The organism is Nonomuraea sp. B19D2, assembly GCF_040137845.1.
GTDB lineage: Bacteria > Actinomycetota > Actinomycetes > Streptosporangiales > Streptosporangiaceae > Nonomuraea.
In genome coordinates, this window is sequence record NZ_JBEFAK010000008.1 from 279,151 (window position 1) to 291,680 (window position 12,530).

Sequence of the window (12,530 nt, forward strand, 5' to 3'; positions counted from 1 at the left end):
GACCTGACGTTGTTATCTGACCGTTTGCTAATCGTTCGGGTGGTTTGCCATGCGCACGGCCGCGAGGAACGACCGCCTGGCGGCGGCCACGTGCGCGACGGCCCTGGCCTGCGCCTCGTCCTCGTCGCCCGCCGCGATGGCCTCGCACAGGCTCAGGTGCTCCGACCAGGAGTGCGGCCCGCGTACGGCGGCGGTCTGGCTGAAGACCCACTGCGCGCGCAGGAGCATGGGCTTCATCATCAGGCTGAGGTACGAGTTGCCCGCCGCCTCGCCCACGGCCAGGTGGAAGGCGGTGTTGAGATCGGCCACCTCCGCCAGCCGGCCGCTGTCCACCGCCTCCTTGGCCTGGTCGAGCACCCGCCGCAGCCGCTCGGCAGACCCGGGCGACCGCTTGCGCGCGGCCAGCCGCGCCGCCAGTCCTTCGACCGCCATGCGCACGTCGAAGAGCTCCTCGCCCTCCGCTGCGGACAGTCGCGCGACGGTGGCGCCGAGCCTGGGCGCGACCTCGACGAACCCCTCGGTGGCCAGCACCCGGATGGACTCGCGAACGGGGTTGCGGGACACGCCGAGCGAGGCGGCCAGCCGGTCCTCGACCAGCCGCTCGCCCTGCGCCAGCTCGCCGGAGAGAATGCGGCGCCGCAGCTCCTTGGTGACCTCGTCGCGCAAGGTCCGGTGAGTCGCGCCCAGCGTCAAATCAGTCATATGGCGACTAATCGTATACAGCGGGGTCAGTTCTCGCGCTCGGGGTGCCGGCCGGCCTCGCTTCAGCGGGCCCATCCACCGGCTTTGCCCGCTTCTTGGCCCGGTAGGGGATCCACAGGCCCACCCCGTACATGGTCAGGCCGATGAGGATCATGAGCGCGGCCGTCGGCCAGCGCAGGCCGGGCGGCATGTACGTGGCCAGGAACCACGACATCCGCACCCGGCCGTTCGCCAGGAAGGCGGCGGCCACGATGCCCTGGGGGAACAGCGGGATCGCGCCGAGCGACAGGCACGTCATCACGATCGTTCGCTGTGGCTTCGGCAGGTCGGGCAGCTTGACCGACCTGCCGCCACCCTCCGGCCGCCGCCCGGTGCGCATCATGTGCAGCAGTTCGGGCCCTTGTGCCGCCAGCCGCCGCTCAGCCAGCAGGCCCAGGCCCCAGTAGCACAGGGCGCCCGTCGCCAGTCCGGCCGCGACGCCCCACCAGCCGTACAGCAGGGCCGCCACGACGGCGGGCGCGCCCGACAGGGCCACGAGCAGCATCGTCAGGTACGCCAGGCCCGTCAGGGCTCCGTCGTCCTCGCTCGTGCGCAGCGGGTTGCCGCCGCGCCGCTGCGGATCGGTGCCGGGCACCAGCGCGTACACCGAGATGAGCGGCACCAGCCCGGCCGCGCCGCCCAGCAGCGCGGCCACGCTCGCCAGGATCAGCGGCCACGGACCGTCCGCGACCAGGGTGAACGCCACCGCCAGCAGCACCGCTACCGGGCCCACGGTCACCAGCCAGGCCCGCTGCCTGCCGCGCATGTCCGACGCGCCGGGCGTCATGAGCGTGAGCCAGAGCGCGGTGCCGTCGATGCCGTAGAGGTTGGCGGTCATCGCCGCGGCCATCACGATGAAGACCGGCGCGGCCCACGGCAGCATGCCCGTCCAGCCGAGCGCGAGCGGCGCACCCGCGAAGAACACCCCGTAGGCCAGCGCGAACGTGAGCTGGTGGGTGCGTACCAGGTCGCGCGACCACGTACGCAACTCCTTGGCCACCACCGCCTCCTGCGCGGTGGCGGCCCGCATCGGACGACGGCCCCGCGTCGAGGGGCGGCTCGCGCCCGTCCGCCCGGCCAGCAGCGCCGCCCACGCCGCGAGCAGCAGCACGATCAGCACCGCCATCGCCAGCAGCGCCAGATAGTCACCCTGTACGGCGAGCAGCCCCCACCCCGACGGCAGGTAACGCACAAACGACGGGATCCGGCCGCCCTGGCCGAAGGCCACCGCGAACACCCACGCCTGGCCCAGGAACGCCAGCACCGCGCCGTTGACCAGCCCAGCGCCGACCGCCCCGACCCGGGACCGCAGCGCGATGCCCAGCAGCCCCACGGCCACCTTCGACAGCAGCACGAAGATCGCCAGCTGCAGCACCATCGCGGGCACCGCCACCAGCACGTTCCCCGGTGCGGCCGCGAAGACCAGGCCCGCCAGGGCGACCAGGCTGATCACCGGCGCCACGCCGACGAACGCCGACACCAGCAGCCCCGCCGCCAGCCGCCGCGCGGGCAGCCCCAGCAGCGCGAAGAACTCCGGCCGCAGCGTCTCGTCGCCGCCGCCGGAGAAGACGGGACCGATGATCCAGCCGAGCATCCACCCGGCGTAGGCGGCGGCCAGCCAGTCGCCCTCCTGGAAGGCGAGGTAGATCGTGCCGGCCGCGAGCAGGAGCCCGAGAACGCCGCCTGAGGCCATCATGCCGCCGCGCTGGCCCGTGGTGGAGTGACGCAGGATCGCGATCTTCATCCGGACCAGGGTGACCGCTACAGCCATGACAGCCCCTTGGCGCCGGTGGAGTCCGCGCCGACCAGCTCCACGAACCGGTCCTCGAGCGTGGCCGCGCCGCGTACCTCGTCGAGCGGGCCCGCCGCCGCCACCCGGCCCTTGTCGATCACACCCACGTGGTCGCAGAGCTGCTCAACCAGCGCCATCACGTGGCTGGACAGCACGATCGAGCCGCCGCGCGCCACGAAGCCGCGCAGGATCATCTTGATCGTCGCCGCCGACACCGGGTCCACCGCCTCGAACGGCTCGTCCAGGACCAGCAGCCTGGGCGCGTGCAGCAGCGCCGTGGCCAGGCCGATCTTCTTGCGCATGCCGGTGGAGTACTCGATCACGAGGGTCTTCTCGGCGTCCCTCAGCTCCAGCACCGACAGCAGCTCCTCGGCCCGCTCGGCCACCACCTCCTTGCTCAGGCCCCTGAGCAGGCCGAGGTACGTGAGCACCTCGCGTCCGGTGAGCCGCTCGGGCATGGCCAGCCCGTCGGGCAGCACGCCCACCAGCTGCTTGGCCCGCGCCGGGTCCGACCACACGTCGGCGCCGAAGATCCGCGCCGCGCCGCCGTCCGGCCTGAGCAGGCCGACCGCCATGGACAGCGTGGTCGTCTTGCCCGCGCCGTTCTGGCCGACCAGGCCGTAGAAGGAGCCCTGGGGGACGGTGAGGTCCACGTGGTCGACGGCGACCTTGTCGCCGAACGTCTTGGCTAACCCGCTGATCTCCAAGGCCGCTGCTGTCATGGCTGTCTCCTGGTGGCGAGCGTGAAGGTGGTGACGAGCTCGCGGGCGAGCAGGTCGAGGTCGAGGTCGGGCTCATGGACGATGCGTGACGGCACGGCGTCGACGGCGGCCCGGATGGTGATGGCCATGCTGCGCTTGTCGAAATCGCGGAACTCGCCGGACTGCTGGCCCCAGCCGAGGACCTTCTCCAGGTCGGCCACGGCGACCTCGGCCTGCGCCGCGTACGGTCCCGGGCCGCCCTCCTCGCCGGGCATGTGGGTGATGATCTCCATCAGGGCCAGGAGCGGCTTGCGGTGCTCACGCATGAAGTCGAGGTTGCTCTCGAGGTAGGCGCGCAGGGCCTCGGTCGCGGTGGGCTGCGCGAGGATCCGGGGGACCATCAGGTCCGTGGCCAGCCTGGCGACCTCGGCGACGACCGCCTCGATGAGCTGCTGCTTGCCGCCGAAGTGGTACGAGATCACTCCAGTGCTGATCTTCGCCTGCTTGGCGATCCTGGCCAGGGTGGTGTGCGCGTACCCCTGCTCGGCGAGCACCTCGATGGCGCACGCGATGATCTGGGCCCTGCGGGCCTCCTCGATGAACGTGCGGCCATCTGACGTCACGTTCAAAACTTTAAACAGCCATTCAAATTTTTGGAAGCATCTTCAACAGCACCTGTCCACGTGGGTGTCAGGCGCGCAGGCGGAGCCCGCGGGGCGTGGGGTGGAACCCGGCCGCTTCCAGGGCCGCCGCCAGCGGTGAGTCGATGATGGAGGCGCCGTCGGCCCGCTCCACGGTCAGTTTCCCGAGCGCGCCGTCGCGCACGGAGAGCGCGAGCGCGTCGACGGCGGGCTGCAGCCGCTCGTCGTCGGCGAACGACAGCAGCGTCTTGCCGCCTCGCTCGACGTAGAGCACCAGGTGGCCGTCCACGAGCACCACGAGCGAGCCGGCCTTCCTGCCCGGCTTGTGCCCGAGGTCGCCCGGGTGCTGCGGCCAGGGCAGCGCGGCGCCGTACGGGCTGGCGGGGTCGGCGGCGGCCAGCACCACGGCCCGGGGCCCGGCGTTTTCCTGGTGCGGAGCCGGGGCGATGGCCGGGGCCATGGCACGCATCCGGTCGACCGCTCCCGGCAGCGCGAACTGCGCGCCTCCCAGGCCCTCGACGAAGTAACCCCGGCGGCACCGCCCGCTCTCCTCGTACGCCCGCAGGACCTGGTAGACGGGCGTGAACCCGCCGGGCAGCCGTTCGGACGTCACCGCGCCCCTGGTCACCACGCCGTGCCGCTCCAGCAGCACCTCGGCCTGCGCGTGGGCCCGCTGGGTCGCGTCGGCGGCGGGCGCGGGCAGCAACCACCATCGGCCGCCCACGGTGGGAGGGCCGCTCCTGCTCGGCAGCACGGCCCGGCGCCTGCGCGTGGTGGCGGGCCGGTGCGCGGGACGGCCGGTGCCGAGCGTGGCCCGCAGCGGGGCCAGCGTGTCACCGGAGATCCGCCCCGCCCACACCAGGTCCCACAGCGCCGCGGCCAGCGCCGCGTCGTCCAGCGAGCCGAGCTGGTCGGAGATGCCGCGGAAGAACAGCGCGCCGCCACCGCCCAGCAGCTCGAGCACGCCGTCGTGCAGGGGCGTCATCGTGATCTCCGCGGGCTCGGGCAGCAGCAGCGGCGCGGTGTCGGCGTAGTAGAGCGACACCCAGCCGTCGCCGCCGGGCAGCGACCCCTGACCTGCCCACATCACCTCGCCCGAGGAGGTCAGCTCGTCGAGCAGCGCCGGGTGGTAGCCGGGCACCCGAGCGGGCAGCACCAGCGTCTCCAGCGCGGACGCGGGCACGGCGGCCCCCTGGAGCTGCTCGATCGAGCGAACCAGCGCGTCCATGGCCCGTGCCGCCTCGCTGCCCGCCCGGCCGGCGGCGCTCGAGCTGGTGATGCCGTGCCAGGCGGGCAGGAACCGGGCCAGGGTCTCCGGCGCGACCGGCTCGACCTCCTTGCGCAGCCTCGCCAGCGACCTGCGGCGCAACATCCGCAGCACCCCGGCGTCGCACCACTCCTCGCCCCGCCCGCCGGGCCGGAACTCCCCGTTGACGACCCGCCCGGACGAGGCCAGCCGCCGCAACGCGTCCGTCACCACGGCCACGCCGAGCCCGAACCGGGCGGCGGCCGTGCCCGCGTGGAACGGCCCGCGCGTGCGGGCGTGCCGGGCCAGCAGGTCGGCCAGCGGATCGGCGACGGGCTCCAGGAACGCGTGGGGCAGCCCGACAGGCAGCGGCGCGCCCAGCGCGTCACGCATGCGGGCCGCGTCCTCGATCGCCGCCCAGTGCTCCTCGCCCGCGATGCGCACCCTGATCGCGCGCCGCGAGCGTTCGAGCTCCTCCAGCCAGGACGGGTCGCCGCCGCGCACGCTCACGTCGGGCGCGAGCAGCGGCCCGTGCGAACGCAGCAGGTCGGCGAGGTCCTCCAGGTCGCGCAGCGGGCGGTCGAGCCTGGCCAGCTCCCGCTCGGTGTCGGAGATCACGTCGGGATCGAGCAGCTCGCGCAGGTCGGCCTGGCCGAGCAGCTCGGCCAGCAGCGTGGTGTCCAGCGCCAGTGCCTGGGCCCGCCGCTCGGCCAGGGGCGCGTCGCCTTCGTACATGAACGCGCCCACGTAGTGGAACAGCAGTGAGGTGGCGAACGGCGAGGCCTGCGACGTCTCCACCTCGACCAGCCGCACGCGGCGCGCGGCGATGTCGCGCATGAGCTGGACGAGCCCCGGCACGTCGAAGACGTCCTGCAGGCACTCGCGCATCGTCTCCAGCACGATCGGGAACGAGGCGTACTGCGAGGCCACGCCCAGCAGATGGGCGGCGCGCTGGCGCTGCTGCCACAGCGGACTGCGCTTGCCCGGTGTGCGGCGCGGCAGCAGCAGCGCCCGCCCCGCGCACTCCCTGAACCGGGAGGCGAACATGGCCGACCCGCCCAGCTCCTCGGTGACGATCTGCTCGATCTCCTCGGCGTCGAACGCGGCCACGTCGGTGGGCGGCTCGGAGAGCGTGTCGGGGATGCGCAGCACGATGCCGTCGTCGGAGTGGACGGCCTGCACGTCGATGCCGTAGCGCTCGCGCAGCCGCCGGTTGATCGCCAGCGCCCACGGGGCGTGCACCCGCGCGCCGTAGGGGGAGTGGATGACCACGCGCCAGTCGCCGAGCTCGTCGTGGAAGCGTTCGACCAGGAGGGTGCGGTCGTCGGGGACGTAGCCGGTGGCCTCGCGCTGCTCGTGGAGGTAGGCCAGCAGATTGCCCGCGGCGTACTCGTCGAGCCCGGCCTCCCGCATGCGCTCGGTCGAGCCGTTCTTGGCCTGCTCGCGCAGGAACTGCCCGATCGCCCTGCCCAGCTCGGCCGGGCGCCCCGGCGCGTCGCCGTGCCAGAACGGCAGCTTGCCCGGCTGGCCCGGTGCGGGCGAGACGAGCACCCGGTCGGCCGTGATGTCCTCGATCCGCCAGGACGTCGCGCCCAGCACGAACACGTCGCCCACACGCGACTCGTAGACCATCTCCTCGTCCAGCTCGCCCACCCTGGAGGCCTTCTCGCCCACCAGGAACACGCCGAACAGGCCGCGGTCGGGGATCGTGCCGCCGTTGGTGACCGCCAGCCGCTGCGCGCCCGGACGCCCCTGCAGGGTGCCGGTGACGCGGTCCCACACGATGCGCGGGCGCAGCTCGGCGAACTCCTCGCTCGGATAGCGCCCGGCGAGCATGTCGAGCGTGGCCTCCAGCGCGCTCCTGGGCAGCGTGGCGTAGGGGGCGGCCCGCTTGACCACCGACTCCAGCTCGTCGACGGTCCACTCGTCCATCGCGGTCATGGCCACGATCTGCTGCGCCAGCACGTCGAGCGGATTGCGCGGATAACGCAGCTCCTCGATCTGGCCGCTCTTCATCCGCTCGGCCACCACGGTGGTCTGCACCAGGTCGCCCCGGTATTTCGGGAAGATCACGCCCTTGGACACCGCGCCGACCTGGTGGCCCGCCCGGCCGATGCGCTGCAGCCCGCTGGCCACGCTCGGCGGCGCCTCCACGCACGCGACCAGGTCGACCGCGCCCATGTCGATGCCCAGCTCCAGGCTGGAGGTGGCGACCACGGCAGGCAGCCGGCCCGACTTGAGCGCCTCCTCGATCTGGGCCCGCTCCTCCTTCGAGACCGAGCCGTGGTGAGCGCGCACGATCTCCGTCACGACGCCCTTGCTCGCCCCGGCCTGCGCCATCATGTCGGCGGGCATCCGCTTGGGGGTCTCCCAGGCCGGGCCGGCGGACGGCCCCGTCTCCCAGATGGAGAGGTCGACGGCCTCGGCGTCGCCGCGCTCCCGCTCGTACGCCAGCTCGTTGAGCCGGGTGCACAGGCGCTCGGCCAGCCGGCGCGAGTTGGCGAAGACGATCGTCGAGCTGTGCGCCCCGATCAGGTCGAACAGCCGGTCCTCCACATGGGGCCAGATCGACCTGTTGCCCGGCTCCGGGGCGAAGTCCTCCGCATTTCCCTCCGGCTGCGGGCGGCCCTCCATCTCGGTCATGTCCTCGACGGGGACGACGACCTCGATCTCGAGCCGCTTCTCCGACGGCGGCTGCACGACGGTGGCCGGTCGCGTGCCGCCGAGGAAGGCCGCCACCTCGCTCACCGGCCGCACGGTCGCCGACAGCCCGATCCGCTGCGCGGGCCTGTCGAGCAGCGCGTCGAGCCGCTCCAGGCTGAGCGCCAGATGCGCGCCGCGCTTGGTGGCGGCGACCGCGTGGACCTCGTCCACGATCACCGTCTCCACGCCGCGCAACGCCTCTCGCGCCTGGCTGGTGAGCAGCAGGAACAGCGACTCGGGCGTCGTGATGAGGATGTCGGACGGCTTGGCCGCGTACCGCCTGCGGTCCTCCGAGGGGGTGTCGCCCGAGCGGATCGCCACCGAGATCTCCGGCACCGGCAGGCCCAGCCGGCGCGCCGTCTGCCTGAGCCCGGCCAGCGGGGCACGCAGGTTGCGCTCCACGTCGACGGCCAGCGCCTTGAGCGGCGACACGTAGAGCACCCGCGTCCCCTTGCGGGGCTCCGACTTGCCGAGGGACTTGTGGGCGGGACCGGCGGACTCCGGCTTGTGGGCGGGGTCGGCGTGCTGCGGCTCGGCGGGGCCGGCGTGCTGGGACGCCAGCCTGTCGAGTGACCACAGGAACGCCGCCAGCGTCTTGCCCGAGCCGGTGGGTGCGACGACCAGGGTGTTGTCGCCGCGCGAGATCGACTCCCACGCCCCCTCCTGGGCGGCCGTGGGTGCTTGGAAGGCTCCGGCGAACCATTGCCTGGTCACCTGGCTGAACTGGTCAAGGGAGCTCACCAGCACATATTGCCTCGCGCCACCGACAGAAACCGCATTGGCGCCGCGACGGGCGGTTGAGCGGGGGCCTTGGCGGACATACAGCGACCGTGACCATCGACTATGCGGCCATCGAAGCCCGCCGTGCGGAGCTCAGGCGGCGTTACGTCTTACCGCACCGGCCATCGAGCAGCGCGCGCGGCCTGCACCACATGGCCCTGCTCTCGTCGGACGTGGAACGAACCATCAAGTTCTACCAGGAGCTTCTGGAGTTTCCGCTCACCGAGATCATCGAGAACCGCGACTACAAGGGCTCGAACCACTTCTTCTTCGACATCGGCAACGGCAACCTGCTCGCGTTCTTCGACTTCCCCGGGCTCGACCTGGGGCCGTACCAGGAGGTGCTGGGCGGGCTGCACCACGTCGCGATCTCCGTCGACCCCGCCACGTGGGAACGTCTGCGCGGAAAGCTGGAGATGGCCGGCGTGCCGCACCAGATAGAGAGCGGCGCCTCCATTTACTTCAAGGACCCCGACGGCGCCCGGCTGGAGCTGCTCGCCGACCATCTCGGTGAGATGTACGGCTCACGTGTGCTGTGACCGCGGTTCGACGATGGTTCGACGCTCGTTGACGCCCTAGCGTCGCGACGGCCGGCGCGTGCGGGGCTTGCCCGCACGGGGCGCCTGCCTGATGCCGGCATGCCTTTCCGATCGCTCCGCCTTCTCCTTCTGTACGGCGAGGCGCAGCACGAGCAGCAGCCGGCGGCGTTTGGCCCTGTTGGCCTTCGTCTTGGCTGTCTTCGGGGGTGAAGACTTGGGGGTCTTTGGCATGGGGATGTCTTACCCACGCCCCGGGCGATTCCATACTTGGATTCATGCGCCTGACGGAGTTCTGGAGACGGATGAACGCTCATTTCGGGGAGACGTACGCCGAATCGTGGGCGCGCGACTACGTGCTCGCGCCGCTCGGCGGGCGGACCGTCATGCAGGCGCTGGCCGACGGTGAGAGCGCCAAGACCGTCTGGCGCGCGGTCTGCCAGGTGGAGAACGTCTCGCCCAAGCTGCGCTAAGTCTGCGCCATGTCGAGGGTCTGCCGCAGCGTGGCGGCCGTGAGCTCCAACTCGTCCGCGCTGCCCTGCCCGCCGGGCGACCACAGGAACAACCATCCGCGGTGCGACGGGGTGGCGAAGATGATCGTCTGGCGGCCGGTGCGCGGGTGCCAGACCCACAACACCGGATCCTCGGTGCCTACCATGCGGCTGACCAGGCCATGATGGGGGAGCAACTCGGCGAGCGCCTCAAGACGGGTGCGTCGTTCCCTGGTGTAGCCGCTCGCCACTCGCCACCTCCGACCCCTCGCCCCTGCAGTGAGTCTCCCCAGCTCACCGCGCGTGCAACACGTTGGAGACCAACATCGGCCGGGCGTGTTCGTGAGGATACGGAGGGGGCTCGCAGGCGACCGATGGCACACCGCCCCGGCACACCGCCCGAGCGCACAAGCCCGGCACAGCGCCCCGGCACGGCACCGGTGCACCGCCCCGAGCGCACCACCCCCAGTGCACAGGCCCGGCACACTGCCCGGCACGGCACCGGTGCACCGCCCCGAGTGCACCACCCCCAGTGCACAGGCCCGGCACACTGCCCCGGCGAGGAAGAAGGACGACTCACCTCCCCGAACACGGGAGCTTGACGGCGACCTGCGTGTTCCTGCTGTGATCGAACAGCCGTTCGGCTACGATTGACTCCGCCGGGCCACGTCTTCCCCGGCAGTCGCAGAAAATGTCGGTGGCAGGCCGTAGCTTTCACTCGACTGATCGGACCACGACCCTCCAGGGGGAGTTCCCATGGCTATCAACGACCGCGAGAAGGCCCTCGAGACCGCCCTCGCTCAGATCGAGCGACAGTTCGGCAAGGGCTCAGTGATGCGCCTGGGCGACGACGCCCGAGCTCCCATCGAGGTGATCCCCACGGGGTCGATCTCCCTTGACGTGGCCCTCGGCATCGGCGGCCTGCCGCGCGGCCGCATCGTCGAGATCTACGGCCCCGAGTCTTCGGGTAAGACCACGATCGCCCTGCACGCGGTGGCCAATGCCCAGCGGGCCGGCGGCATCGCGGCGTTCATCGACGCCGAGCACGCCCTCGACCCCGAATACGCCAAGAAGCTGGGGGTCGACACCGACGCCCTGCTGGTCTCCCAGCCCGACACCGGCGAGCAGGCGCTGGAGATCGCCGACATGCTGATCAGGTCCGGCGCCGTCGACATCATCGTCATCGACTCGGTGGCCGCGCTGGTGCCCAAGGCCGAGATCGAGGGCGAGATGGGTGACAGCCACGTCGGCCTCCAGGCCCGCCTCATGTCCCAGGCCCTGCGCAAGGTCGCCGGCGCGCTCAACAGCACGGGCACCACCGCCATCTTCATCAACCAGCTCCGCGAGAAGATCGGCGTCATGTTCGGCAGCCCCGAGACGACGACCGGCGGTAAGGCGCTCAAGTTCTACGCCTCGGTCCGGATGGACATCCGCCGCATCGAGACCCTCAAGGACGGCACGGAGGCGGTCGGCAACCGCACCCGGGTCAAGGTCGTGAAGAACAAGATGGCCCCGCCCTTCCGCGTCGCCGACTTCGACATCCTCTACGGCGTGGGCATCTCCCGCGAGGGCGGCCTCATCGACATGGGCGTGGAGCACGGCTTCGTCCGCAAGTCCGGCGCCTGGTACACGTACGAGGGCGACCAGCTCGGCCAGGGCAAGGAAAACGCCCGCAACTTCCTGAAGAACCACCCCGACATGGCCAACGAGATCGAGAAGAAGATCAAGGACAAGCTGGGCGTGGGCCCCCGCCTCGACGCCCCCGCCGAAGCCGCAGCCCCCGCCCCGGCCGCCGCTCCTTCCGGCCGCGGCTCGAAGTCCACCCCGAAGCCGGGTGACGTCTGATCGCCCACCCCATGAGTGACCCCGTCCACCCCATGAGTGACCCAGACCGGCCACAGGCGCCCCAATCCCGGGGCGCCCGGCCCGGCCCCCCTCCGCCGTCCCCGTCCTGGGGCCGCGACCTGGCCCGCTCGTCCACGGACGGCTGGCCATCGGTCGACGAGTGGCGCGATCACCGCGCCCGCCAACGCGCCTCCACCCCACCCCCCGACCCCCAGCCCGCCACAGTCGACCCTCAGGCCGGCACGGCCGGTTCCCAGCCTCGCACGGACGATTCGCAGGCTGGCACTGGAGACTCTCAGCTCGGGGTGGCCAACTCCCTGCCCGATAGTGCGGACTCCCATCCCGGGGCGGATGGTTCCCTGATTGGGACGGCTGGTTCCCAGCCTGGGATGGCTGGTGCCCAGCCTGGGGCGGATGGCTCCCAAGCAGGTACGGCCGACTCTCCGGCATTGGTGCGCGGCCGGTTCAGCGACAACGGCGAGGCCACGGCCGACGAGCCTCGGACGAGCCGGATCACAAGCGACCACCAGACGGCGGCGTCCAGTGGTCAGGCGGTGGCGTACGGGCGTGCTGGTGATGACACCGTGCTCTCTGGTGAGGAGGGCGCTGGGTGGCATTCCGAGGTGTTGGCGGGGAGCAGTTGGTTTGCGGAGGAGCAGCCGGGCAGCGGAAAGGCTGGTCAGAAGCGGGCGGGCCGAGGGCGGCGAACGGGCCGATCCAGCCGGCGGTCTGGGAAGGGCGCACGAGAGCGAGACTGGCCATCCGAAGGGCTGGGCACCGGGGCCGGGCCGCATGCCGAGGGCGCTGCCGGGTTCGCGCCGGATGGTGAGAGCTTTGCCGGATCCAGGTGGGACAGCGAGAGCCTTGGCGGATTTGGGCGAGGCGATGCGGGTGGCGCTTGGTCTGGGCGGGATGGCGAGAGTGCCGGTCGGTCTGGGCGGGGCGGTGAGAGTGGCGCTTGGTCTGGGCGGGATGGCGAGAGTGCCGGTCGGTCTGGGCGGGGTGGTGAAAGCGGTTCCGGAGGTGGGCGCGACGCGGATCCGGAGTCGGTGGC

The 12,530-nt window shown here is 71.8% G+C and carries 10 protein-coding genes; 3 read left to right on the forward strand and 7 right to left on the reverse strand.

Annotated elements, in window-relative coordinates; translation table 11 throughout:
* Window positions 1-27: 27 nt before the first annotated feature.
* The 5 genes from ABN273_RS18165 to ABN273_RS18185 form a co-directional block, all read right to left on the reverse strand.
* Complete coding sequence (locus ABN273_RS18165) at window positions 28-702, reverse strand: GntR family transcriptional regulator (RefSeq protein ID WP_349450070.1); 675 nt, start codon at window positions 700-702, stop codon at window positions 28-30.
* Window positions 703-709: 7 nt separating this feature from the next.
* A complete protein-coding gene (locus ABN273_RS18170; RefSeq protein WP_349450071.1) occupies window positions 710-2,512 on the reverse strand; it encodes a hypothetical protein in 1,803 nt (600 codons plus the stop codon).
* On the reverse strand, window positions 2,503-3,255 hold the full coding sequence (locus ABN273_RS18175; protein ID WP_349450072.1) for an ABC transporter ATP-binding protein: 753 nt from the start codon (window positions 3,253-3,255) through the stop codon (window positions 2,503-2,505). Before ABN273_RS18175 ends, ABN273_RS18170 begins: the two co-directional genes overlap by 10 nt.
* Complete coding sequence (locus ABN273_RS18180) at window positions 3,252-3,857, reverse strand: TetR/AcrR family transcriptional regulator (protein WP_349450073.1); 606 nt, start codon at window positions 3,855-3,857, stop codon at window positions 3,252-3,254. The genes ABN273_RS18175 and ABN273_RS18180 overlap by 4 nt, the downstream gene beginning before the upstream one ends.
* Before the next feature lie 67 nt (window positions 3,858-3,924).
* Window positions 3,925-8,568, reverse strand: coding sequence for an ATP-dependent helicase (locus tag ABN273_RS18185; protein WP_502911057.1), 4,644 nt, complete (start codon window positions 8,566-8,568; stop codon window positions 3,925-3,927).
* A gap of 86 nt (window positions 8,569-8,654) precedes the next feature.
* Between ABN273_RS18185 and ABN273_RS18190 the strand changes: the two genes are divergently transcribed.
* Window positions 8,655-9,143 (forward strand): VOC family protein, encoded by a 489-nt coding sequence (locus ABN273_RS18190; protein ID WP_349450075.1) that lies wholly within the window; start codon window positions 8,655-8,657, stop codon window positions 9,141-9,143.
* A 36-nt stretch (window positions 9,144-9,179) separates the two neighbouring features.
* On the opposite strand, the gene ABN273_RS18195 is transcribed toward ABN273_RS18190, so the two are convergent.
* Entirely contained in the window at window positions 9,180-9,374 is a 195-nt protein-coding gene (locus ABN273_RS18195; RefSeq protein WP_349450076.1) for a hypothetical protein, read from the reverse strand.
* A gap of 44 nt (window positions 9,375-9,418) precedes the next feature.
* Between ABN273_RS18195 and ABN273_RS18200 the strand changes: the two genes are divergently transcribed.
* Complete coding sequence (locus tag ABN273_RS18200) at window positions 9,419-9,613, forward strand: DUF3046 domain-containing protein (protein ID WP_349450077.1); 195 nt, start codon at window positions 9,419-9,421, stop codon at window positions 9,611-9,613.
* Here the strand turns inward: ABN273_RS18200 and ABN273_RS18205 are convergent.
* Window positions 9,610-9,882 (reverse strand): hypothetical protein, encoded by a 273-nt coding sequence (locus ABN273_RS18205; protein ID WP_349450078.1) that lies wholly within the window; start codon window positions 9,880-9,882, stop codon window positions 9,610-9,612. The two genes, ABN273_RS18200 and ABN273_RS18205, sit on opposite strands and share 4 nt — an antisense overlap.
* Window positions 9,883-10,387: 505 nt before the next feature.
* Between ABN273_RS18205 and recA the strand changes: the two genes are divergently transcribed.
* Entirely contained in the window at window positions 10,388-11,476 is a 1,089-nt protein-coding gene (gene recA, locus ABN273_RS18210) for a recombinase RecA (RefSeq protein WP_349450079.1), read from the forward strand.
* Window positions 11,477-12,530 lie beyond the last annotated feature (1,054 nt).